Genomic DNA, 22,255 nt, shown 5'->3' on the forward strand with positions numbered 1-22,255 from the left:
GTCGCCTTTCTTTTGGTTCCTTTTCTTTGGCGACGCAAAGACTCATTCGCCGGGAGCGAATGAGGTGCGCTAAGCGAGCCGAAGGCCGAAGACCAGGGAGGGTCTGAGCCAAAAGGAACTCGCCCAGGAGGGCGAAACAGGGCGTTAAGCATTACTACAGGCAATAGCGACTAAGCGCAGACCCCAGACGCCGTGCGGGGCGGGACCTGCCTTCTAAATCAATTGCGCGCAGCGCACCACCCTAAACCACCAACACCAGAAACTAACCGCAACAGAAAAACCTTGCGACAACCAAACATCCATCCCACCAAAACGCTACGGTAGCGATTGCCGGCGAGCAGCGCTTTACCTCACAGGTAAGCCTGCTTCGCCAGAGAAGATAAGGGAAATTGCTAAGCGCGACGAACGGGGGTTATAAGCTTGCGGAGTAGGATCTCCATCCGATCCAGCAGGTGGGCGGCAAAGCGAAGGCGGGCGCTTAATATGGCTAAGCCCGGTAAGCCGAATACAATACCCGGCGCGCCGGGGCAAAACCGAGAATGGCACCGATGGTCGTTAGCAGAAATCCGAGGCCGACCAACAACGTCGCTCGCCAACGAGGCTCTTGTCGTCGCTGGTGGCGGTGGTAATGATGGGCAAACCGCATGCCCGGCTTGCCGAGTCGAATGACCTTAAGTTCGCGCTTTAATCGTCGCCAAGGCTTCATGCCGGGTTGCCTCCCTGTATGGAAGCAGTGTTCCTCGTTGCGGTGGGGGGAATACTCCTTCGTTAGACCGCAGGGGCAAGCCGGTGGTTCCAGCTTAATCTTTACCTGATTCTTGCTGGCGACGGTGGCTTTTCAGTTCAAGCTCAAGGTCGATATCGCTGAGCTCGCGTCGGCTGGCGACGATGCGCTTGACTAATAAGTAACTGCCCCAGATCAGGCCGGTAAGGAGCAGTAATAGCATGGAAAGCTGCAATGGGTTCGTCGTGGCGAAGCTGGCCGAGTTGGCCATCATAAAGCCGCCGTACAGGTAGCCCGGCGCCCAAAGGACGGAGCCAAGTACGTTGTAGGTCATGAAACGGCTGCGATTCATGTCAAGCATACCGGCTACGGCGGGAACCGCAGGTCGCAAAGGCTTGGTGAACCGACTCAAAAGAATGCTCTTGCCGCCGTGCAGGGCGACAAACTGGCGGTTGCGTTCGAGCATCTCCGGATGCTTGCTGAATGGCCATAATTGAGGTAACTGCGGACGAAACCGTGTTCCCACCCAATAGTTGGCGGTGCTGCCAAGCACCGCGCCGGCCGTCGCGCCTATGAGTGCTGCCGATAAATCCGCGTGACCGGTCGCGGCCAGCGCACCGGCGGCCAACAAAATGGTGGCCGCGGGTATGAGATAGCCGACGAGTACCAGCGACTCGATAAAGACAATCGTGAACAACGCCAGGCCAATCCAGCCAGGATGTTCATTGAGAAAGTGAGTGATGGTATCGACGGTCAATCCCTCCCGTTGATGGGGATGGTCGCCTCGGGTTCGGTGTCCGTTAAGTAGGCGCGAAAAAGCTCTTTCGTTATGTTCGCAACGCGCTCGGGGGTGCCGAGACGGTTAGCGTGTATCGCACATGATACCAGCCCGGCGGGGGGAGAAGAACTCCCGGGAACGGTTCGAGCGTGGAAAGTGCCGAACCGTTCCCGAAAGCTAGCGGTTTACCAGCCGATGTTTACGGTTGCCATATAGCGCCGATCCGCGTCTTGACCACCGTAAGCGCCTACTTCCTCGGCATAGGTCATCAAGCCGAAGCTGATGGCCGCTAACCGCATCTCTACACCTGCCGTCAAATGACCTTGGTGCAGGCCGGCACGGACGGCAAAGTCCGTCAGCCGGTTTTGCCAGATCATCGCTTCGGCTCCGAGGTGCAGCCGTTTTAACCGGTCCTTATCCTGCTCGTAACCGTTGAAGATATCGACATAGTCAAGAGCAAGCGTTAGTCCGGCGATGTAGGGCACTTCGGGGTGAATGGCGGCGCCGATGTTCGCGGTCATCGGCATGACGCCCGCGTCGCCAAAGTCCATGTCACCGACGTTTAGCAGCGAAAAGCCAACCGTAGGGCGTAGCGGGTGCGCCGGCATGGCATCGTAGATCACGCCTAAGTCGATGCCTACGGCGCTACCGTCGACCACGTCGTCCGAGAAGTCTTTGTCGTTGTCGTCGTCGGTGTACTCGATGATCTCCGTAACCGTATAACTGCGGTTGATGCCGTGTCTTTCCAACATCTTCACCGAGGCGCCGAAGCTGAACTGTTCCCAGTCGTAAGAGGCACCGAATACCGGACCGAAGACGCCGCCGCCGTTGACCGCCAGCAAACCTTCGCTACCCATGCCTTGATGGGCGCGAACATTGAGCTGGGTGTCCGCCAGCATGCCGGCGGCGAAGGTGACGTCGTGCCCGGCAACGGTGCCGCGCCAGCTAACCGCAGGCAGGGTTCCGAGGCCTAGGTGCAGGTTCTCGCCGCGGTATTCGCGCAGCACGGCGTTGAGCTCTTCGCGTTGCTCGTCATCGTCGTCGATATCGAGGGCGTCGGTGAGGTCGCTACCAAAGCTGTTCACGTTGTCGCCAAGGGCGATCTGCAGCGGCAGGATGTCGACCTGTAGGCCGCGTTTGACGCGCGATAAACCTGCCGGGTTGGTGAACATAGAGCGAGTGTGTCCGCCGACGGCGACATTGGCGCCGCCCATGCCAAGCACGCGCGGGTCCTTGTGCAGGGAAGGATACTCGTAGCTGCTTGCTTGCGCGCCGCCGCTAACTCCAAGAGCCAAGGCGCCAGCGACGACGAGTGCGTTATATGTGTTATTCCGACGCATCGCTTAGCTCCTGTTTTCCAGATAATGCTCTAAGGCCGCTGGCGTGATGTGGTATTTGCCGTCGGCATCCTGAGTGCAGCCGGACGCGGTACCGTCGTTGCAGATATCCCGCCGTAGATCGTCGATGTTTTCTTTCGCGTCTTCGCGTTGGCTGGCCGGTAGAACGCTAATCAGCGTATCGGCATCTTCGTTAAGCGCTGTGATCAACGTATTCGTTACCGTCAGCGAGCCATTGCCCTCGCCATTGAGCACCGGGCAGGGCCAGATGTCCTGCTGCGGGTTCGCTTCCGCGTACTCGCTATTGAGGTCGGTGCGGGCACAGAACCCGGACGTCACAAGCACTTCTTGTTGGTCAATCAATCGCCAGCTTTCTTTGTCGTCTTCGCCGGCGCAAGCGCCCGCCGCAGCGACCGTAAAGCGATACGGCGTAGCCGTGGCGACGGTGTTACCGACGTTATCGACGAAATTCAATTCGCTCAGGCCTTCCGGCAACGGACCTTCGACTTCCCATGCAATACCATTGGTACAGGTGCCGCTTGTGCCGCCTGCCAGGGCTGCTTGTAAGGAACAAGCCGTGATTTCCGCTGTGTCGACTGTGCCGTTGTCGTTGCGATCGTTGGTGCAGCTCAGGCCGTCGGTGCTACCGCTGAGCCAGGTCGATAAATCGTCCGTCCCGACTAATAGGCCGATCGTGTTACCGGTTTTGGCGGCGGCCATGAGGCCGTTAAAGAGGCAGGCATCTTTATGCAGTGTGCCGAGGTGGTCCGGGTTGCTGCAGGCTTGCGCCATACTCGTTGCCGCGCCGGCCCACATATCGAGGTGGTAGCGCTGCGCGCGATCTAAATCGCTCAGGCTGCTGCGGCTGGCGCCCATGCGGGAGAAAGCTTCGATGAGACGGTCGCTGGCATCGCCGTCGTCGTTATCGATAAGCTCTTCTAGTACATCGACGATGTCGTAACCGGCACGGCCGATATGAGCGGCTGCAAGATTTAACAGCCGCTCGTCGTCGGAGTACGCCGAACGGCAGCTGCTCCTTTGGAGCAGGTTGATGGCTCGGTCCCATCGGCCTTGGTCGAGGGCTTTATTGGCATCATAGCGACAGGCTTCTGGGCTGCTGTCGTCGGCCAGGCAGCCCGCTAGCACAAACGGGGTGAGAAGTAATAACAGTCTTTTCATCGTTCCTCCCGCCGAGCCGTAGAGTACGAGCTCGTCTGGTTCGCTCAGGTATCCGGTGGCCCGCCGGATCCAGTGCGGGGGAAACGTCCTTATCTGCCACGTATGTTGCTGAAGTTGCTTGCCTAAGCGGTTCCGGCCTTCGTCGAGTTCGGAAAACCGCGCATCTTAAGTAGTCGTCGCTTCCGCGTATAGGGCAAAAGCGTAGGCGGGTATCGAAGTTTCCGAGTCCGTCACATTCTCCTGAAATGGGTGCTAATGACATCGGCAACGCATCCCGTCAGCTTTTTGCGGTCGGGATATGGAGGAACTCGTTGGGGCCGTGTGCGTTGGAGTTGGGTCCAAGTACACCGGTTATCATGAACTGCGCATGCGGGAACTTCTCACCAAGCATCCCCATGAAGGGAATGCTGCCGCCTTCTCCCATGTACATCGCGCGTCCGCCGAACCAGCGTTGCGAACTTTGCTCCAAAGCCTCGCCTAACCAGGGCGCCAATGAGGGAGCGTTCCAGCCGGTTACGGCCTGCTCCGGTTCGAAGACGACCTCGCTTCCGTACGGCGGTTCGGCTTCGAGCAGACGCTTGAGCGCAGCGTTGGCGAGTTCTCCGTCTATTATTGGCGGCAGCCGAAGCGAAAGCTTTAGGCTGGTGCTAGGCCGTAGAACATTACCCGCGTTCTCAAGCGGAGGTAGGCCGGCGGCTCCGGTAACCGCAAGCGCCGGGCGCCAGGTTCGGTTCAGGATCAGTTCGGCGCGATCGGTTGTAACTGGGCGCGTGTCGCCTTTTAAGGCGAACTTGTTGAACACGCCGTCGCCGAGTACTTGCGCGGCAGCCTGTGCTTGTCGATAGCGTTCGGCAGGGATGTCCGCGTGAAACGCTGCCGGCAGAATCGCGCCGGTAGCTGGGTCTTCCAGCCGATCGAGTAGTTGGCGAAGAATGCGAAAGCTTGACGGCACGATGCCGCTGGCATCGCCCGAATGCACGCCTTCGGCAAGGACATGGCAGCGCAGCACGCCGCTGGCCATACCGCGTAGCGAGGTAGTGCACCAGAGTTGCTCGTAGTTTCCGCAACCGGAGTCGAGGCATACCACCAAGCTCGGCGTGCCAATGCGATGGGCCAGCGCATCGATATAAAAGGGGAGGTCGTAGCTGCCTGATTCCTCGCAGGCTTCGATCAGGATGACGCAGCGCGAATGAGAAATGCCCTGCTCGTGCAGCAGTCGGAGCGCGGTTAAGGAGGCGAACGCAGCATAGCCGTCGTCGGCGCCGCCTCGGCCGTATAACTTGTCGTCTTTAAGCACGGGTTTCCAAGGGTCTAGTTCCGGATGCCAACCGGACATTTCGGGTTGTTTGTCAAGGTGCCCGTAGAGTAGAACGCAATCGTCTCCCGTGCCGGGGATGTCCATATATAGTAGCGGGGTGCGGCCAGGTAAGCGTATCACTTCAAGCGTCATGCCCGGCAGAGCGTGCTGCCTGCACCAAGCTTCGATAAGCGCTACCGCTGCGTCCATATGGCCGTTTTCTACCCAATGTGGGTCGAAGTGCGGCGATTTGTTCGGAATTCGGATGTATTCGGCTAAGGTTGGAATGATGCTGTTGTCCCAGATTTCCTCAATCCGCCGACGGGTCTTTTGAATATCCATGCCAGGGCCCTTACTTAGTATTCCCAAATTGATTCGCCAAGCTTTTGGCGGTTAAGAACTACCGGTCTGTAGCGTTTGGTCTATTCCTTCTTGTCGCAACCGGGCATATTGTCTAATTCAACGCGTCTTCCTAAGGTTCGTACTCCTACTCGAGCTCTCAAGCCGTTTCGGTTCGACAGCGTCGTACGTTTGGGACGACGGTCATTGCATTTGCCGGCGAGCTGCGATGTGTCTCCGGCCAGGCTCGTTTGGTCGGAGGGGTAAGGGAGTGATTCCGTGTTTCCCGAGGAGAACACCGATATGCCTAAGCATCTTGTTGATGGCTTACGGAAGCAAGTATGTGCTTGGCTATTATGTTTAGGCTGTGCATTGCCGTTGCTTAGCGCGGCTGAGCAAGATCCCGTGCGGCAGCAGCTACAAACGGCTTTATTACATGCCGAGTTCGCTGCCGATGGGGAGAAAGCCCCAGCAATTCATTATCACCTTCATCACGTTATCAATTGCTTGGTCGGTCCTCGGGGGGATGCGTTTCGCGAAGAGGTTGGCAACCCTTGCGAAGGACAGGGGCGCGGATTGGTGCACGACTTGCGCGGTTCGGCAGGGCGCGACGAGGTCGATCTGGCGCTGACTGCCGCGCTCCACGGCTTGAATGCGGAGCAGGTCGAAGCGGCGCGCGCAGCCGGCGAACGCGTGCATAGGCTGCTTTGGGCGGCGCAACGCGCTCTAGAACAATAAACTAAGCTTGCTTGGGGTTTTCCCTGTTGCTTGAATAGATGCCAAGGCCATCATTCTTATTCACCCGCGGACCGGTATAATGCCCGCTCTCGGCCTATCGATCGCCCTGGCCCGGCGGTGATTACGGGGGGAGTATTATAGGGTATGGACGAAGCATTGGAGACTACGCAGCCGCAAACCTTTCGCCAGCGTGTGGGCGAATGGATTGAAGGCGCCTGGGCGCGTAACGTTATCGTTACGCTAATCGTGCTTAATGCGATCACCTTAGGCTTGGAAACCTCGCCGACGGCGGTGGCCTATGCCGGCGGCTTCCTGCGCGGTGTCGAACACTTCGTACTCGGCGTTTTCGTCGTCGAGATGATCGTCAAGCTCTATGCTTTCGGCCCGCGCTTTTTCCGTAGCGGTTGGAACGTTTTCGATATCTTCATCATCGGTGTGTCGCTGGTGCCGGGCTCCGGGCCGTTCTCCATCCTGCGTAGCTTGCGGATACTGCGGATACTGCGCTTGTTATCCACCATTGGCCGCTTGCGCATGATCATCGAGTCGCTGCTGGCGGCCATTCCCAGCATTGGTTGGATCGTCTTTCTGCTGGTTCTTGTCTTCTACATTTTCGGCGTGATGGGAACGCAGCTATTTGGCGCGACTTTCCCCGACTGGTTCGGCTCGGTGGGAGCGTCGATGTATACGCTGTTTCAGGTGATGACGCTGGAGAGCTGGTCGATGGGAATCGCGCGTCCGGTGATGGAAGCGTATCCCCATGCTTATCTCTACTTCATTCCCTTTATTTTGATATCGAGCTTGACGATTCTCAACGTGTTCATTGGTATCATCGTCAACACGATGCAGGCCTTGCATTGGGAAGAGGAAGACGAGAAGCGCGCCGCCGCCGAGGCACGAGCCCATGCCGAACGCGAGGAAATGTTGGCACACCTGCGGCGTTTGAGCGTTCAAGTCGAGCAATTGCAGTCAAGGCTTGCCGAACAGCCCGATAGTGGGCGTCGCCCCGATTAGTCGTGAACAACGCAATCCAATAGTGAGAGTGTCTGTATGAGCGCGGAAAACACCGAATCCAATGCCCCGTCCCAACTCGGCATCGGCCAGTTCCTGTGTCAGTTGGGTGTGTTACGGTTGATGTTGCTGGGTGCATCGCTTTTCACTGTCTTTATGGTCGGCCTTGTCGATACCGCAAGTTACGAGAGCAATTGGGATTTGTTCCGTGGCGGCGTGGTGCCGGCGATGGCGCCCATTTTGTTTCTTCTGATCATGTTTGACGTGTTGATGGCCAAAGTTTGGAAAAGCGAGGCTAAAGCAGAGGCCGATACCGAAGCCTATGCCCGCTGGACGCGGATCATCTGGACCGATTTGGCAGTTGCCGGCTTGATGCTGTTGGCCTGGGGGCCGTTTTTCTATCAACTATTCTCTCTCGTCTAAGGTCGTTAACCCGTGGCGCTGGTCGAACTAACTGCTATCGAAAGGCGCTACCGAGAGGGCGAGCGCGAGCGGTGCGTACTTAGCGGCGTCGATGTCGCTATCGACCAGGGTGAGCGAGTCGCCCTGGTCGGCCGCAGCGGCTCGGGCAAGTCGACGCTACTTAATCTTATCGGCGGCATCGATCGTCCGGATCGCGGTCGCGTGCGGATTGCCGATACGGATCTGACAGCGCTCGACGAAACGGCGCGCACCTTGTTCCGTCGTCATCACATCGGCTTTGTCTTCCAGTTCTTCAATTTGCTGCCGACGCTGACCGTGGCCGAGAACCTGTTGCTGCCGCTGGAGCTAACCGGCGAGACGAGCCAGGCGCGGCGGCAGGAGGCTTTGGACTTGCTGGAGCGCGTGGGGCTTGGCGATCGGGGCAATAGCTATCCGGAGCGTCTATCGGGCGGAGAGCAACAGCGGGTTGCCATCGCCCGGGCGCTGGTGCACCGGCCCTCGTTGCTATTGGCCGACGAGCCCACCGGCACGTTGGACTGGGAGACTGGCGAGCGTGTGCTCGACGTGTTGTTCGAACTCAGCGCCGTGCAGGGCATGACGCTGTTGATCGTCACCCATAGCGACGAGGTGGCGGAGCGGGCCGATCGGGTTTTGCGGCTCCACGAAGGTCGTCTGCAAGACGAGGCCGGACGGTGATCTTATGGCGAGCGAGCCTGCGTTACCTCTTGCGCCACCCGTGGCAAATGGGCTTGGCGCTGCTGGGGATCGCGCTGGGGGTGGCCGTCGTCGTCGCGGTCGACTTGGCCAACCAAAGTGCCAGCCGCGGTTTTAGCGTTTCCCACGAGGCCCTGACCGGCCGCACCACTCATCAGATACTGCCGGGTCCCGGCGGACTGCCAGAACGCCTCTATACCGAACTGCGACAAGCCGGCTTTCACCGTGCCGCACCGGTGGTGGAAGGCCAAGTACAGAGCAAAACGGGTGCCACGTTGCGGATTTGGGGTCGACCGCTGGCGGAAGGGGCCATTCGTCCGGCCTTGGGCGGGCTGCGAGCGCCGGCAGCGCTCGGCGATTGGTTGCTTCGGCCGAATGCCGTTTTGTTGCTCGCCGCCGATGCCGAACGGCAAGGGGTAGCCGAAGGCGGCCGTTTGCCGGTGGTCGTTCAGGGGCAAGAGGTCGGTCTTACCGTGCTGGGTCTGCTGGAGCCGTTGCGCGCTATCGACCGCGAAGGCCTGCGCGATGTGCTGGTTATGGATATCGGGGCTGCGCAGGAGCTGCTGGGCAAGCTCGGCCGCTTGGATCGTATCGATTTAATTCTTGCGCAAGGGCAGGCCGACGCCGTCGCCGGCTATCTGCCCGCCGACGCGCAATTGGTCAGCGCGGCCGATCAGGCCGCGGCGCTGGAGCAGATGACGGCGGCCTTTCAGTTGAATCTTACCGCCTTCAGCTTGCTTGCCTTGCTGGTCGGTGCCTTTCTTATCTACAACAGTATGACCTTTTCGGTCGTGCAGCGTCGCCCGCTGATCGGCAACTTGCGCGCGGTGGGCGTTACCCGAGCGCAGATTTTTCGGCTGATTCTGGTCGAGGCTTTGGTGCTCGGCGCCGTGGGAACGGCACTCGGCATCGGGCTAGGCATCCTGCTTAGCGAGTTGCTGCTGGAGCTGGTGACGCGCACCATTAACGATTTGTATTTCGTGCTCGCGGTGCGGGAGCCGGAGCTGGCGCCGCTGTCGCTATTCAAGGGGTTTGCTCTGGGGGTAGGGGCAACCGCGCTAGCGGCCTTGGCGCCAGCCTGGGAGGCAACCTCAGCGCCGCCACGGGCGATTCTGGCCCGCGCCAGTCTGGAGCAACGGGCGCGCGGCGCCGTACCGTATCTTGCCGGACTCGGCGTGCTGCTCATCGGTCTTGGGGTGTTACTGCTGGCCGGCAGCGAGCAGTTGGTGTTGAACTTCGCGGGCTTGTTTGCGTTGATTCTGGGAGCGGCCTTGCTCGTTCCGGCGTCGACGTTGCTTCTAACCCGTTTGTTGGTGCGGCCATTGGGGGCTGCGCTGGGTCTTTTGGGGCGCATGGCCGCTCGTAGCGTCCGGGCCGGGCTTTCTCGCACCGCCGTGGCCATCGCGGCGCTGATGATCGCGGTCTCCGCTGTGGTTGGGGTTGGGGTGATGGTCGACAGTTTCCGCCATACCTTCTCGTTGTGGTTGGAGTCGACGCTGCGCGCCGATGTTTACGTCAGCGCCCTGCGCGGTTCGCCGGAGGGGTTGGAGCCGGAGCTCATCGAGCGCTTGGCGGCGGTGGAGGGCGTTGACTGGTACAGTACCACGCGCAGCGTACGTGTTGCTTGGGGAGAGCAGCGAGTACGGCTACGCGCGTTCGATATTCCGCCCTTTGGCGAGAGCGGCTTCCGCTTCAAGGAAGGCGATCCGCAGGCGCTGTGGCCTGCTTTTCAGGACGCGGGCGCGGCTTTGGTGACCGAGCCGTTCGCCGCTCATCACGGTGTGGAACTCGGCGATCGCCTGCGCTTGGCCACCGCCGAAGGCGAGCGGGATTTTCCGGTGGTCGGCATTATGTACGACTACTCCACCAGCGAAGGGGCTGTGGTGATTAGCCGGCGCAGCTATGAACGCTATTGGGACGATCCGGGCATCGATAGCCTCGGCATTCATGCCGAGCCGGGGGTGTCCTTATCGACCTTGCGAGAGGATCTACAAGCGGCCGCCGCCGGTGCGCCGGTGTCGTTGCAGTTGAACCGGGAGCTGCGCCAAGCCTCGCTCGACGTGTTCGACCAAACGTTCACTATTACCCATGTGCTGCGTTTGCTCGCCATGATCGTCGCCGGTATTGGCGTATTGAGCGCGCTATTGGCCTTGGCGCTGGAGCGCGGGCGGGAGTTTGCGGTGCTGCGGGCAACCGGGTTTACCCCTCGTCAGGTCGGCGTGCTGGTAACCCTGCAAACAGGCGTGCTGGGGTTGATTGCCGGGCTGCTTGCGATTCCGTTGGGGCTTGCGATGGCGGCGGCTTTAATCCTGGTAATCAATCAGCGCTCCTTCGGCTGGAGTATGCTTATTTCGGTTAACGGCGGCGAGCTACTACAAGCGCTGGCTTTGGCGCTGGTATCGGCCCTGCTTGCCGGGGCGTACCCCGCGTGGCGGTTGGCGCGTAGCGTGCCTGCGCAAGCGTTGCGGGAGGAGTGACCATGGCGAAAGGGTTGCTTGCGATCGCCTCGTTGTTCTTGTTGGCCATGCTGGCGCTCTGGTGGATGCGGCCGGCGCCGGTAGAGGAGGAAGCGACGCGGCTATCGGTGATGGGGATTCTTGCGGGGGAGGCGGATTTGACCGGCTTTGCCCGGGTCGAAGCACCGCGAGCGTTCGAATTTCCCGCCGATCATGGGCCTCACCCCGAGTATCGTCATGAATGGTGGTACGTGACCGGCAATGTGAAAACGGCGCAAGGCCGGCATTTCGGTTACCAGGTGACGTTTTTTCGCTTCACCCTCAACCCCGAGCCGCCGGCACGGCGCTCGCTCTGGGCGAGCAATCAGCTGTATATGGCGCACTTCGCCGTCACCGACACCGAGGGCGAGGAATTCCATCATTTCGAACGCTTCTCCCGTGCCGCGCTGGATTTGGCCGGTGCGCAGGCCGAGCCGTTTCGAGTGTGGCTCGATGACTGGGCGTTATACGGTGCGCCCGATCGGGAGACCTTGCGGGTAGAGGCGGCGCAGGACGGTATCGGCCTTACGCTACGCCTGCGCAGTCGCAAGCCGTTGGTACTTCAGGGCGATCGCGGTTACAGCCGGAAAGGCCCCGAGGCCGGCAATGCTTCGCACTATTACTCCTTTACCCGTTTGGCGACCGAAGGCGAGTTGCGTTTGGGCGATGCCGTGTTCGAGGTCGCAGGCGATAGCTGGTTGGATCGAGAGTGGGGCAGTAGCGCCCTGGGCGAGGATCAGGTCGGCTGGGACTGGTTCTCCTTGCAACTCGACGACGGCCGCGAATTGATGTTTTTCCATTTGCGGCGTGCCGACGGCAGCATCGATCCGTTGAGCCACGGCGTGTTGGTCGAGGTCGATGGCCGTAGTCGTGCTTTGCGCTATGGCGAGGTCGAGGCGGAGCCGCTTGAGTACTGGTCGAGCCCGTTGGGGGACGGTACCCGCTATCCGCTGCGCTGGCGCATGCGCGTTCCGGCCGAGGGGTTGGAGTTGGAACTGATACCGCGTCTGCACGATCAGGAGTTGCGCGGCGCGTTTCGTTATTGGGAAGGCGCCTTGCGAGTGGAAGGTTCGGCTAATGGCGAGCCGGTGAGCGGGCAAGGGTATATGGAGTTGACGGGGTACTAATGGATTCATTGAGCCATATTTTGCTCGGCGGCGCGATTGGCAACGCGGTGCTAGGGCGACGCATCGGCAATAAGGCCATTCTGTGGGGCGCGGCCATCTCTTTGGTGCCCGATATCGATGTGCCGATCGGCGCCATGATGAGCGACCTCAACGCGTTGACCTTTCACCGCGGCATCACGCATTCGTTGTTGTTTATAGCCTTACTGACGCCTTTGTTGGGCTGGGCGCTGAGTCGTCTGTACCGCCGCGATGGCGTTTCCTGGGTGCGGTGGTCGTTGTTGTGCGGTTTGGTGCTGCTCAGTCATCTGGTGATTGACGCCTTTACCAGCTATGGCATCCAGTTGTTTCTGCCGTTCGACAACACGGCGTTTACCATCGCCAGCATCTCCGTTATCGATCCGCTGTTTACCCTGCCGTTATTGATAGCGGTGCCGATTATCTTTTTCCTTCGGCGGGAGCGGCCGGCCCGGCAATGGCTAGGCTATGGCGCGATGGCATTAAGTGCGGCCTATCTTGGTTTTACTCTGATCAACAAGATTCACGTACAGTCGGTTTTCGAAGAACAGCTGCATGTCCAGGGGATTCAAGCGGACCGCTTGTTCGTCAAGCCAACCCTGTTCAATAACATCCTCTGGCGGGGGATCGCCGAAACCGACGATCGATTTTGGGTCGGTTTCCATTCGCGGCTCGATTCGACGTCGGATATCGAGTTCAAGTCGTTCCGCAAGAACCACCATTTGCTCCGGCCGTTCAGGAACGAGGAGGCGGTGCGTCGACTGGATAGAGTGAGTAACGGTTACTTCAAGGTCGAGCGACGCAGCGACGGGCTCTATGTGCACGATATGCGCTACGGGCAGGCCTTCGAGTTCATGGAGACGGAGCGCGATTTCGTGTTCAGCTACCGTTTGGTGCCCGACCCGAGCGGCCGTTACCAGATCACCATAGAAACCATTGCGCCCGAAGTCGAGCGCGAGCGCGACCGCGACAGCCTGCAAGAGCTATGGGAGCGGATACTGGGGCGCTGAAGGCGGCGCCGGAGCCTTACCGCTCCGGCGCCGCCATCTGTTTTAGCCGGCAGCCCGCAGCAACGGCGGTAAAAAGATGTACAGCAGTATGCCGCCGAGCACAAGGCGATAGATGACGAACGGCTGCATCCCGATCCGGCGAATGAAGGCCAAGAAATAATGGATGCAAAGATACGCGCTGATGCCCGAGATAACGATGCCGAGGAACATCGACCACCAGTCGACTTCGGTTTGCACGCGGATCAGGTCCACCGTCATCAGGCCCCCCGCGAGAATGATCACCGGAATCGACAGCAGGAAGGAAAATCGGGCTGAAGCCTCGCGGCTCAAGCCCACCATGAGGCCGGCGGTGATCGTGATGCCGGAGCGCGATGTGCCCGGAATCAGGGCGATAGCTTGCGCGCAGCCGATAATCAGCACGTCTTTCCAGGTCAGGTTGTACTCGTTGCGAGTACCGCGATGCTTCCAGTCGGCCCAGCCCAGCAGCAAGCCGAACACGATGAGCGAGACGGCCATGACCACACCGCCGATATCGGTGCGCATATCGCCTTCGATCAGCCCCTTCAGCGCCAGGCCCGCGAGCCCGACCGGAATCGTGCCCCAGACGACGGCCCAGGCCAGACGAGCGTCCTGGTTGCTGACATCCCGCCGGCGTACCGATTCGACCCACTGCCAAGTCATGCGTTGAATTTCGCGCCGGAAGTAAAGCATGACGGCAATTAACGAGCCGATGTGAATGGCAACATCGAAGGCTAGCCCTTGATCTTTCCACTCGGTAAGCAGGGGCACCAGAATCAGGTGGGCCGAGCTGGAAATGGGGAGAAACTCGGTGAGTCCTTGCAGCACGGCAAGGACGATAATCTCTAGCAGGCTCATAATGATGTCGTCCTAGATGATATAGCCGCGAGCCTAAGCGCAAGGCGCTTGCTTGGGAGCGCCATCGGCCCGGCTCGGCCGGCATCCTGCCGGCGAATTAATTTTTCGAGAATTTCTTGGCGAGGGCTTCCAGTTTGCGCTGGGTTTGCTCCTCGGCACTGATCGTAGGCTTGCGCGGCTTACGCGGTTTTTGGTTTTTGTCGTTCTGCCCGCCGCTTCTTCCAGGCTTCCAACCGTTCTTTGCCGTGCGCCTGTTCTTGCTCGGTGACCGTGCCGGCTTCGCTGCCGTCTAGGTTAATGCGCGGGCGGGCTTCGACAATAGCGTTAAGGTAGGCGCCGGAGCGAGTGTACAGGGCGAGCGCCTGCCGGATAAGCCAGTTTGGCGTCTCTTTCCACTCGTCATCGGCATTTAACTCTTCCCGCAGCTTGTGTTGAATCCCGATCGCCAGCGGCCTGATTTTGGCCGGATCGCGCGTGAAGCACTGAGGGTAGCGCTCCGCCAGCTGGGCAAGGAATTCCCGCGTTCTCTGCGCGCGTTTCAGCTTCTCGTTCTCACTCTTTGACATGATAGCTTTCCATAAGCGTTAATCTCGGCCGTTGCGATTGTCGCAGAAATGCCTTGGCGAAGGGAAATGCCAAAGCTCAAGTCCGCGACAAGCTGCACCTCAGGCAGGTTGCGCCTTTTGTCGGCGACGGGCTAGTAAACGTTGTTTGTGCGCTTCTCGCAAACGCTCGCGTTGTTCCTTAGCGAGCGTAGCGTGGCAGTGTGGGCAGCAAACGCCCTCCTCGTAAGTCGCCGCCGCTTTGTCCGCTTCGCTGATCGGACGGCCGCAGCCGCGGCAAGCGTCATAACTGCCGAGCGCCAATCCGTGCTTGACTGCGACTCGTTCGTCGAAGACGAAGCACTCGCCTCGCCAAAGGCTGTTTTCCTCAGGCACCTCTTCCAGGTATTTAAGAATGCCGCCTTCCAAGTGATAGACCTCTTCGAAGCCCTGATTCAGCAAATAGCTGGTAGATTTTTCGCAGCGGATGCCGCCGGTACAAAACATCGCCACGCGCTTGTGGCGCCGTTTGTCCAGATTTTCCTCGATATAAGCGGGAAAGTCGCGGAACTTTTCCGTACCCGGGTCGATGGCGCCCTCGAAACTGCCGATGGCGACTTCGTAATCGTTGCGCGTGTCGATCACCACCACATCCGGGTCTTGTATAAGCGCATTCCAGTCGCGGGGTTTTACGTATGTGCCTACCCGGTGGACAGGGTCTGCCTCCGGTTGGCCGAGCGTGACGATTTCTTTTTTAACGCGCACTTTCATGCGTTGAAAAGGTATCTCGCTGGCGGTCGACTCTTTATGGGCAAGATCGGCGAAACGCGCGTCGCCTCGGAGCCAGCTTAGGACGGAGTCTACGGCTGAGCGGTTGCCCGCCACCGTGGCATTGATGCCTTCATGGGCGAGTAAGATCGTGCCTCTTAACGAGATTGCCTCGCAGTGAGCCTGCAAGCGTGTCTGCAATTCCTGACAGTCATCGAGAGGTACAAATTTATAGAACGTGGCAATAACAATGGCAGACATGGGAGAGAAGTCTCGGGCTCGGAAACACTGCAAACGCTTAGTTTACTGCTGAGCAAAGTAGTTCGCCAAATAGGTTTCAAAGTCCAGCGTATCGGCCGCCTCGATAGCGGCTTGTTCGCGTATGGACGCTGCCGCGGCGGCTTCCATGTCGAGGCGTGCCTCCGTACTTAGCGGCCATCGGCGGAAGAACGCCGCATGCTGTGTCGAGAGTCGAAGCGCAAACTCGATAAAGCTCTCGTTATGCTCCCGCATATCGCTGAGCATGAGTGCCGACGGCGTAAGGTCAGGGTCGCGCACTTTGCCGATCTGGTCGTCCAAGGCCGCTTGATAGACCGGCTCGTCTTCGTTTTGGTCGAGGATTTCGCAAAGCTCTGCCATCGCTTCGCAGAGATGGGTCGCCCAATCGCTCAGTAGAATATGCTCGCCGCGTCGTCGCAGCGTCAAGCCGGGCTCGCGTCCGCGAACGGCAACCTGGGCTTGGTTGTAGCCGATTTCCGCTTGCTCGTCATGATCGATGGGCGGGCTGTCTTGTAGTAAGCAAAGCAGTAGAAAGGCCTCGATAAAACGCAGTTGCGCCGCGTCCAGGCCCATCGGGTCGAAAGCGTTGACGTCGAGCGCGCGAATTTCAACGTACTCCACGCCGGCGCGATCGAGTGCGAGCGTCGGGCGCTCGCCGGACTCGGCAACGGCTTTGGGACGGATGAAACTGTAGTACTCGTTCTCGATCTGTAGAATATTCGTGTTCAGCTGTCGCCAGGTGCCGTCGACTTGCGTGCCGATAGCCGCATAGTCGGGGGCGGGTGTCGTAATCGCACGCGTCAGGCTGGCGATGTAGGTTTCGAGGGTGTTGTAGCAGACCTTAAGTCCCGCTTGCGCCTTGTTCTTGTAGCCGATATCGCTCATGCGCAGCGAGGTCGCGTGGGGAGCGTACAGCGTGTGTTGTTCGAACTGGGCAAAGTTGTGTTCTCGGCCGGCCAGAAACGAGCGGCATAAGGCGGGGGATGCGCCGAATAAATACGAAATCAACCAGCCGTGACGTTGGAAGTTGCGGATGAGCCGAAAATAATGCTCGCTGCGGAAATTCTTTAACGAGCCTTGCTCCCCCAATACGCGTTGATAGGCCGGCCAGAACGCTTCGGGCAGCGAATAGTTGAAGTGCACCCCGGCAATCGCTTGCATGATACGGCCATAACGATGGTCGAGGCCGCGACGATATATATGCTTCATTCGGCCGACGTTAGAGCTGCCGTACTCAGCGATAGGGATGCTTTCATCGCCGCCCACGACACAGGGCATGCTGGTTGCCCATAGCAGCTCTTGGTCGAGGTTGCGGTAAACGAAAGCGTGAATATCGCCTAAGGCCCGTAAGGTATCACTTAACTCCGGATAGGGCGGCGTGATGAACTCAAGCAGAGCCTCGGAGTAATCGGTCGTGATACACGGATGGGTAAGCGCCGAACCCAACGCCCTGGGGTGCGGCGTCTGGGCGATTTCGCCGTCAAGGTTGACCCGCAGGCTTTCCTTCTCGATGCCCTTTTGCCGGCAGTAAGTAGGGCGGGGTCTGCTTCCTGCCGAAGTTGTGCAAGCCGCCTAGTCGAAGCTCGGAACAAAACGCAGTTTCCTTAATTCGAGGGGCCGTGTCCCGCGAGAGGATCAGGCGCGGGACATGAATTTACCGGTTTCGGTGTTAACGCGTACCACCTCGCCTACAGCAAGGTACTCGGGAACCTGGATTTCGATACCCGTACTGAGGGTTGCCGGTTTGGTGCGGCCGGTGGCGCTGGCACCTTTGATACCGGGCGCTGTATCGACAATTTCCAGGTTGACCGACTGCGGCAGCTCTATACCGACCAACCGATCTTCCACTAGCAATGCCATGATGCCGGATAGGCCTTCGGTCAAGTAGCCGGCTTGTTCGCCGAGTTCTTCCCCGCTGAGGGTGTGCTGGCTGAAGTCTTCATTGTCCATGAAGGTGTAGTCTTCGCCGTCGCGGAAGGAGAACTGCACTTCCCGGCGCAGGAAATCGATGCTGCCGAAGCCGTCGTCGCCCTTGCAGCTTGCGTCCTGCTTTTGCCCGGTTCGCAGGTTGACGAAGCGAATCTTGTAAAGCGTCGTGCCGCTTCGGGAGGAGGGGCTCTTCACCTCGACCTGGCGCGCAATATGCGGTTCGCCGTCGATCTCGACGATAGAGCCTTTCTTAATTTCAGAGGCTTTCGGCATGCGATGACGCCCTTATTGTTTATTATGAGCCGCGGATTATAGCAGCCCGGTTTGCAACTTGGCTGCTTCCGACATCATGTCGTAGTTCCAGGGCGGATCGAATACGATCTCAACACTTGTCTGGACCACGGTCGGTACCATGAGCACTTTATCGCGCACGTCGTCGGCAAGCACGTCGCCCATGCCGCAGCCGGGCGCGGTCAGTGTCATTTTGATATCGACCTGACGCTCGTCGAAGCCTAGCGGGGTGATGTTGCACTCGTATACCAGCCCCAACTCGACGATGTTAATCGGAATCTCCGGATCGTAACAGGTAGCGATCTGCGCCCAGATGAGGTCTTCGACGTCTTTTTCCGTCGCGTTCTCAGGGAGCGTCGGCGGTTCTGGCACTTCTTTGCCGATGGCATCGCGTCGACGCCGGCGATGCGAAACAGGTTGCCTTGAATGTAGACGGTAAAACTGCCGCCCAGCGCTTGGGTCAGCACGCCTTCGGCACCCATCGGGATCGTACCGGTATCGCCGCCGGGAATCATTACCGCATCGCAGTCGCGCTGGAAAATAACCGGTTCGTTATGTGGGCCACGCATGTCAGGCCTCCTGACGGAAATGGTTTTGGCGCGGGTATTTTACCAAAGCCTGGAGAAACACTGAATGTTCCGTGTTGGGTGTGGGGTGGTGCGCAGCGCCCAACCCTTAACCACCAACACCAGAAAACACCCCCAACAATACACCCACCTCACCAAAACGTGATGTACCCAAAGAAAAGCCCCCGCCGGGGCGGGGGCTCAAAAGGAGTGTCACAGGTCCTTGAAAAAGGCCGGGGAGTCAGGGCTTAGCGGCGTGCAGTCACCAGCTCGACAACCTGTTGGCGCAGCTCCGGATCGGTGTCCATAGCCCGCGCGATTTCAGTGTACTCCTGAACGCTGAGGCCATTGTCTTCGATGGCTTGCACCATCTCTTCGTTGGCTTCCTGCTGTAGCTGCTGGGCCTGCTCCGGATCTTCGGCACCTTCTAAGCGCGCCGTGAAGTCCTGCTGGATATCCAGAATATCGACATAGGAGTCGGCGAACTGGTTCAAAGAGTCGTCGGAGAAGTCCGCAGCCTGTTGCTGGCCGGTCGGAGCCTCGTAGGTCTGGGCCGGCGCTTCTTGCTGACCTTGAGCACCCATCGTGCCCTGTGCGAACGCCATCGGCGCAGCAAGCAGCAGACTCAGTACGGCAGCACGGCTGGTGTAGGTAACGATGTTGCGCATGTAATCCTCCTTTGGGATGAATTGTCGTCGGCCGGAATGTTGCAGGAGATGTGCCAAGAGTTTTCTGCTCGGTGACGAATGCTAGGGCCGTTACCGACCGGTTAGCAGGGAGGAATGCGCTGCAGAAAGCCGTCAGCATTGACTTGCAGCTATTTTGCGACGGCCTGTTACCGCACTCTCGGCAAGCCTGTTGCTAGGGAAGGTGAAAGTGCTGTGGCAGGAGTCCTTGCACCTAATATTAAGCCGTTTTAGTGTGTCGAAATGACACATGAGTAAGAAGGATACACTGTGAAAGGGTCCAAGATCAGCCTCAGATTAACGCTCATATTACGTGTCGTCGTCCCGCTTATGCTGGCTATGGCCGTATTTAGCTATCTCTTGTTATGGACAGTGGAGGAGGGGACCGAGAAGCGTTTGCAGCAGGATGTCGAGCTGGTGGCGCGGGCTATTCGGCTGCCGGTCAGTTACAGCTTGGAGCAAGGCTGGGCCGGTAACGTCGAGCAAGCGCTGGCGTCGGTGTTTCAGATTCGACAGGTCTACGGGGCTTATGTCTATGACAAGGATGGCAAACTTATCGCCTCTGTCGGCGCGGTTCGGCCCGCGGCCAGTCAGACGGAGGTGGAGCGTTTAGCGTCTGACCGTGGCGGCACGGGCGAGTACGAACGCATCGAAGGGCGTACCGTCTACTCCTATTTCCTGCCCTTGGTCGGGCCGGGTGGGCAAATCAACGGTTTGTTGCAGGTTACTCGCCGGCATTCGGACTTCGCCGAGGATATTCGCCAGCTTCGTGCGCAAGCGTTGGCATTGATGTTGCTGTTGGTTCTGTTAACGGGCGGGATGATCATGTGGGGCCATCGCGCCGCGATTGGCCGTCATTTGCAAGCGCTGACAGAGAGTATGGCACGCGTTGAGCGGGGCGAACGAGAGCACAGAGCCGTCGCCGAAGGGCCGCGGGAGATCGCCGAGCTTGGCAAGGCATTAAACGGCATGCTCGATAGTATGGCCCGTGCCGAGCGCGAGCTGGTGGCCCGTAAGAATGCGCAGGCGGAGCTGGAACAGCAGTTGCGGCAGGCGGAGAAAATGGCGGCGATCGGTCGTTTGGCCGCGGGTGTCGCGCACGAGTTGGGGACGCCGCTGAGCGTCATCGACGGTAAGGCCCAGCGGGGGCTGCGGGACCCGAGCCTGGATGAAAAGCAGATTGCTAACCTGGAAAGTATTCGTTACGAAGTTCAGCGATTGAGCCATATCATACGGCAGCTTCTCGACTTCGGGCGTGTGCCGGGGCAGCGACGCCGCACTACCTTGTCCTCGCAGTTGGTTACTGCGGCAGCGACCGCGATGGAGGGTGAGTTCGAGCGTTACCGGGCGTCGTTGAAGTTGGTCGAACCGCGCTCGGCGCCCAATCTAGAAGTTGATCCGGTGCGCTTGGAGCAGGCGTTGGTCAACCTATTACGGAATGCGGCGCAAGCGACGCCGGGCGGTCAGGTTCGGATGAGTTGGGAGGAAGTCGGCGACGACGTTCAGTTCGTGGTCGAGGATGACGGGCCCGGTATCCTCGACGACGTTAGGTCGTCGCTGTTTGAGCCTTTTTTACCACCAAGCCGGTTGGTGAAGGTACCGGACTAGGTCTGGCCGTCGTACACGGTGTTGTCAAAGAGCATGGGGGAGAGATTGAGGTCGATGCGAGCGAGTTAGGGGGGGCTTTGTTCCGGATGCGCATTCCGAAGGCTGCAAAGGAGGTTGAGAGTGAGCGAGCGGGTTGAGCGAGTATTGCTGGTCGAGGACGACGCGGGGCTCAGGCGCCTTCTGGCCGAGGAATTAGAGGATGCCGGCATTGACGTGTATGCGGTCGGTAGCGCCGAGGAGGCCTTGGCTCAGTTGTCGCGTACCGAGCCGGATTTGGTGATTAGCGATATTCGTTTGCCGGGCGCCGACGGGATGGAGCTGTTGGAGCGCGTGCGCGGTATACATGCACCGCCGTCGTTTCTGGTGATTACCGCGTTTGGCAGCATTGCGCAGGCGGTAGCAGCGTTAAAGGCCGGAGCCGACGAGTTTCTTACCAAGCCGCTCGACCTTGAGCACTTTCTACTTTGCGTGCGACGCATTCTCGACACCCGTAAGCTGCGTGGCGAAGTGCGGCGTTTCCGGGAGTTGTTGGACGATTCCAGTTTTCACGGCATGGTCGGGCAAAGCCGTCCGATGCGAGTGCTGTTCGATCAAATCCGCCAGCTGGCTAAGGCCAGCGGCCCTGTGTTGATCATCGGCGAAAGCGGTACCGGCAAGGAGTTGGTGGCGAAGGCGGTACACGAGGAAAGCGACCGCGCCGCCGGGCCGTTTATGGCCGTCAACTGCGCCGGCATTCCGGCCGAGTTGTTGGAGAGCGAGTTTTTCGGGCACGAGACCGGCGCTTTTACCGGGGCGGCGAAGGCGCGTAAGGGTTTGTTTCGGCAAGCCGACGGCGGATCGCTCTTTCTTGACGAAATTGGCGAGATGCCGCTTGCGTTGCAGGCGAAGTTGTTACGCGTATTGCAGGAAGGCAGTATTCGCCCCGTAGGCAGCGAAAAAGAAGTGCCGGTCGATGTGCGGATTATCGCGGCAACTAACCGCGACTTGGATGCTCTGCGGGGAGACTCCGATTTCCGGGAAGATCTTTTCTTTCGATTGGAAACCTTCACCCTTAACGTGCCGCCTTTGCGAGAGCGGGAGGATGACTTGGAGCTTTTAGCGGCGCGCTTTTTGGAGCGGTTCAGCGCGCAGATGGAGCGTCGAATCCAAAGCTTTTCCAGCGCCGCTTTAGAGCGCTTACGGGCATACGGCTTTCCGGGCAACGTGCGCGAGTTGCAAAATGCCGTCGAGCGTGCGGTAACGTTTTGCCATGGCGGGACAATCGGGGTTGAGCATCTACCGAACCGGATTCAGGGCAGCCCGGAGCAGTTGCAGGCAAGTTCAAGCAGTTTGATGGAAGGCTTAATCGATGGCCCGATGCTACCCACGCTTGAAGAGTTGGAGCAGCGTTACATTCGTCACGTGCTGGAGCTCGTCGATGGCAATAAACGTCGAGCGGCTGCCTTGCTTGGTATTGGCCGACGCACGTTGTACCGTCGTCTGGGTAGCGAAGTGGAAGACTAACGACCGGGCGAGGCAAAAGCGAC

19 protein-coding genes and 2 pseudogenes are annotated in these 22,255 nt (G+C 59.2%); 9 read left to right on the forward strand and 12 right to left on the reverse strand.

Annotation, left to right across the window (positions count from 1 at the left end):
• Nucleotides 1–487 precede the first annotated feature (487 nt).
• The 5 genes from CAI21_RS08315 to CAI21_RS08335 form a co-directional block, all read right to left on the reverse strand.
• Entirely contained in the window at nucleotides 488–706 is a 219-nt protein-coding gene (locus tag CAI21_RS08315; protein WP_116301863.1) for a hypothetical protein, read from the reverse strand.
• Nucleotides 707–800: 94 nt separating this feature from the next.
• Nucleotides 801–1,481 carry a DedA family protein gene (locus CAI21_RS08320; RefSeq protein ID WP_116301864.1) on the reverse strand — a complete coding sequence of 227 codons (681 nt, stop codon included), beginning with the start codon at nucleotides 1,479–1,481 and terminating at the stop codon, nucleotides 801–803.
• Nucleotides 1,482–1,687: 206 nt separating this feature from the next.
• Nucleotides 1,688–2,842 carry a PorV/PorQ family protein gene (locus CAI21_RS08325; RefSeq protein WP_116301865.1) on the reverse strand — a complete coding sequence of 385 codons (1,155 nt, stop codon included), beginning with the start codon at nucleotides 2,840–2,842 and terminating at the stop codon, nucleotides 1,688–1,690.
• A 3-nt stretch (nucleotides 2,843–2,845) separates the two neighbouring features.
• A complete protein-coding gene (locus CAI21_RS08330) occupies nucleotides 2,846–4,018 on the reverse strand; it encodes a hypothetical protein (RefSeq protein ID WP_116301866.1) in 1,173 nt (390 codons plus the stop codon).
• Between the two features lie 277 nt (nucleotides 4,019–4,295).
• Complete coding sequence (locus CAI21_RS08335) at nucleotides 4,296–5,657, reverse strand: M20 family metallopeptidase (protein WP_220347802.1); 1,362 nt, start codon at nucleotides 5,655–5,657, stop codon at nucleotides 4,296–4,298.
• 300 nt (nucleotides 5,658–5,957) lie between these two features.
• Here CAI21_RS08335 and CAI21_RS08340 point away from each other — a divergent pair, with 300 nt between their 5' ends.
• The 7 genes from CAI21_RS08340 (at nucleotide 5,958) to CAI21_RS08370 (ending at nucleotide 13,184) form a co-directional block, all read left to right on the forward strand.
• Nucleotides 5,958–6,392 carry a hypothetical protein gene (locus CAI21_RS08340; protein WP_147305059.1) on the forward strand — a complete coding sequence of 145 codons (435 nt, stop codon included), beginning with the start codon at nucleotides 5,958–5,960 and terminating at the stop codon, nucleotides 6,390–6,392.
• A gap of 144 nt (nucleotides 6,393–6,536) precedes the next feature.
• Nucleotides 6,537–7,403, forward strand: coding sequence for an ion transporter (locus tag CAI21_RS08345; protein ID WP_116301868.1), 867 nt, complete (start codon nucleotides 6,537–6,539; stop codon nucleotides 7,401–7,403).
• A 36-nt stretch (nucleotides 7,404–7,439) separates the two neighbouring features.
• Nucleotides 7,440–7,823: a hypothetical protein gene (locus tag CAI21_RS08350; RefSeq protein WP_116301869.1), complete on the forward strand. Its 384-nt coding sequence runs from the start codon at nucleotides 7,440–7,442 to the stop codon at nucleotides 7,821–7,823.
• A gap of 12 nt (nucleotides 7,824–7,835) precedes the next feature.
• Nucleotides 7,836–8,519, forward strand: a complete 684-nt coding sequence (locus CAI21_RS08355; RefSeq protein WP_116301870.1) for an ABC transporter ATP-binding protein — start codon at nucleotides 7,836–7,838, stop codon at nucleotides 8,517–8,519.
• Entirely contained in the window at nucleotides 8,516–11,014 is a 2,499-nt protein-coding gene (locus CAI21_RS08360; RefSeq protein WP_258868072.1) for an ABC transporter permease, read from the forward strand. Before CAI21_RS08355 ends, CAI21_RS08360 begins: the two co-directional genes overlap by 4 nt.
• Before the next feature lie 2 nt (nucleotides 11,015–11,016).
• Entirely contained in the window at nucleotides 11,017–12,159 is a 1,143-nt protein-coding gene (locus CAI21_RS08365) for a lipocalin-like domain-containing protein (protein WP_116301871.1), read from the forward strand.
• Nucleotides 12,159–13,184 (forward strand): metal-dependent hydrolase, encoded by a 1,026-nt coding sequence (locus CAI21_RS08370; RefSeq protein WP_116301872.1) that lies wholly within the window; start codon nucleotides 12,159–12,161, stop codon nucleotides 13,182–13,184. Before CAI21_RS08365 ends, CAI21_RS08370 begins: the two co-directional genes overlap by 1 nt.
• A 42-nt stretch (nucleotides 13,185–13,226) precedes the next feature.
• On the opposite strand, the gene CAI21_RS08375 is transcribed toward CAI21_RS08370, so the two are convergent.
• From CAI21_RS08375 to CAI21_RS08405, 7 genes and pseudogenes are all read right to left on the reverse strand, one after another.
• Nucleotides 13,227–14,060 (reverse strand): undecaprenyl-diphosphate phosphatase, encoded by an 834-nt coding sequence (locus CAI21_RS08375; RefSeq protein ID WP_116301873.1) that lies wholly within the window; start codon nucleotides 14,058–14,060, stop codon nucleotides 13,227–13,229.
• 179 nt (nucleotides 14,061–14,239) lie between these two features.
• Nucleotides 14,240–14,626 (reverse strand): ProQ/FINO family protein, encoded by a 387-nt coding sequence (locus tag CAI21_RS08380; protein WP_116301874.1) that lies wholly within the window; start codon nucleotides 14,624–14,626, stop codon nucleotides 14,240–14,242.
• A gap of 99 nt (nucleotides 14,627–14,725) precedes the next feature.
• Nucleotides 14,726–15,631 carry an oxygen-dependent tRNA uridine(34) hydroxylase TrhO gene (gene trhO / locus CAI21_RS08385; protein ID WP_116301875.1) on the reverse strand — a complete coding sequence of 302 codons (906 nt, stop codon included), beginning with the start codon at nucleotides 15,629–15,631 and terminating at the stop codon, nucleotides 14,726–14,728.
• A gap of 42 nt (nucleotides 15,632–15,673) precedes the next feature.
• Nucleotides 15,674–17,161 (reverse strand): glutamate--cysteine ligase, encoded by a 1,488-nt coding sequence (gene gshA, locus CAI21_RS08390; protein WP_116301876.1) that lies wholly within the window; start codon nucleotides 17,159–17,161, stop codon nucleotides 15,674–15,676.
• Nucleotides 17,162–17,284: 123 nt separating this feature from the next.
• Nucleotides 17,285–17,851 (reverse strand): elongation factor P-like protein EfpL, encoded by a 567-nt coding sequence (efpL, locus tag CAI21_RS08395; protein WP_116301877.1) that lies wholly within the window; start codon nucleotides 17,849–17,851, stop codon nucleotides 17,285–17,287.
• Between the two features lie 36 nt (nucleotides 17,852–17,887).
• Nucleotides 17,888–18,438, reverse strand: a pseudogene (sufT, locus tag CAI21_RS08400) (putative Fe-S cluster assembly protein SufT).
• 245 nt (nucleotides 18,439–18,683) lie between these two features.
• Entirely contained in the window at nucleotides 18,684–19,103 is a 420-nt protein-coding gene (locus CAI21_RS08405; RefSeq protein ID WP_116301878.1) for a DUF4168 domain-containing protein, read from the reverse strand.
• A gap of 897 nt (nucleotides 19,104–20,000) precedes the next feature.
• On the opposite strand from CAI21_RS08405, the pseudogene CAI21_RS25550 reads away from it, so the two are divergent.
• Together CAI21_RS25550 and CAI21_RS08415 are read left to right on the forward strand one after the other, a co-directional pair.
• A pseudogene (locus CAI21_RS25550) lies at nucleotides 20,001–20,866 on the forward strand (sensor histidine kinase).
• On the forward strand, nucleotides 20,850–22,232 hold the full coding sequence (locus CAI21_RS08415; RefSeq protein WP_116301879.1) for a sigma-54-dependent transcriptional regulator: 1,383 nt from the start codon (nucleotides 20,850–20,852) through the stop codon (nucleotides 22,230–22,232). Before CAI21_RS25550 ends, CAI21_RS08415 begins: the two are co-directional and overlap by 17 nt.
• Nucleotides 22,233–22,255 lie beyond the last annotated feature (23 nt).

Origin of the sequence: Alkalilimnicola ehrlichii, from assembly GCF_003399765.1 — a bacterium.
Taxonomy (GTDB): domain Bacteria; phylum Pseudomonadota; class Gammaproteobacteria; order Nitrococcales; family AK92; genus AK92.

What these genes read in the sequence shown, in the direction of transcription:
- CAI21_RS08315 (WP_116301863.1), bottom strand. Translation starts at nt 706, where the DNA reads ATGAAGCCTTGGCGACGATTAAAGCGCGAACTTAAGGTCATTCGACTC.
- CAI21_RS08325 (WP_116301865.1), bottom strand. Translation starts at nt 2,842, where the DNA reads ATGCGTCGGAATAACACATATAACGCACTCGTCGTCGCTGGCGCCTTG.
- CAI21_RS08330 (WP_116301866.1), bottom strand. Translation starts at nt 4,018, where the DNA reads ATGAAAAGACTGTTATTACTTCTCACCCCGTTTGTGCTAGCGGGCTGC.
- CAI21_RS08335 (WP_220347802.1), bottom strand. Translation starts at nt 5,657, where the DNA reads ATGGATATTCAAAAGACCCGTCGGCGGATTGAGGAAATCTGGGACAAC.
- CAI21_RS08340 (WP_147305059.1), top strand. Translation starts at nt 5,958, where the DNA reads ATGCCTAAGCATCTTGTTGATGGCTTACGGAAGCAAGTATGTGCTTGG.
- CAI21_RS08345 (WP_116301868.1), top strand. Translation starts at nt 6,537, where the DNA reads ATGGACGAAGCATTGGAGACTACGCAGCCGCAAACCTTTCGCCAGCGT.
- CAI21_RS08350 (WP_116301869.1), top strand. Translation starts at nt 7,440, where the DNA reads ATGAGCGCGGAAAACACCGAATCCAATGCCCCGTCCCAACTCGGCATC.
- CAI21_RS08365 (WP_116301871.1), top strand. Translation starts at nt 11,017, where the DNA reads ATGGCGAAAGGGTTGCTTGCGATCGCCTCGTTGTTCTTGTTGGCCATG.
- CAI21_RS08370 (WP_116301872.1), top strand. Translation starts at nt 12,159, where the DNA reads ATGGATTCATTGAGCCATATTTTGCTCGGCGGCGCGATTGGCAACGCG.
- CAI21_RS08375 (WP_116301873.1), bottom strand. Translation starts at nt 14,060, where the DNA reads ATGAGCCTGCTAGAGATTATCGTCCTTGCCGTGCTGCAAGGACTCACC.
- CAI21_RS08380 (WP_116301874.1), bottom strand. Translation starts at nt 14,626, where the DNA reads ATGTCAAAGAGTGAGAACGAGAAGCTGAAACGCGCGCAGAGAACGCGG.
- trhO (WP_116301875.1), bottom strand. Translation starts at nt 15,631, where the DNA reads ATGTCTGCCATTGTTATTGCCACGTTCTATAAATTTGTACCTCTCGAT.
- efpL (WP_116301877.1), bottom strand. Translation starts at nt 17,851, where the DNA reads ATGCCGAAAGCCTCTGAAATTAAGAAAGGCTCTATCGTCGAGATCGAC.
- CAI21_RS08405 (WP_116301878.1), bottom strand. Translation starts at nt 19,103, where the DNA reads ATGCGCAACATCGTTACCTACACCAGCCGTGCTGCCGTACTGAGTCTG.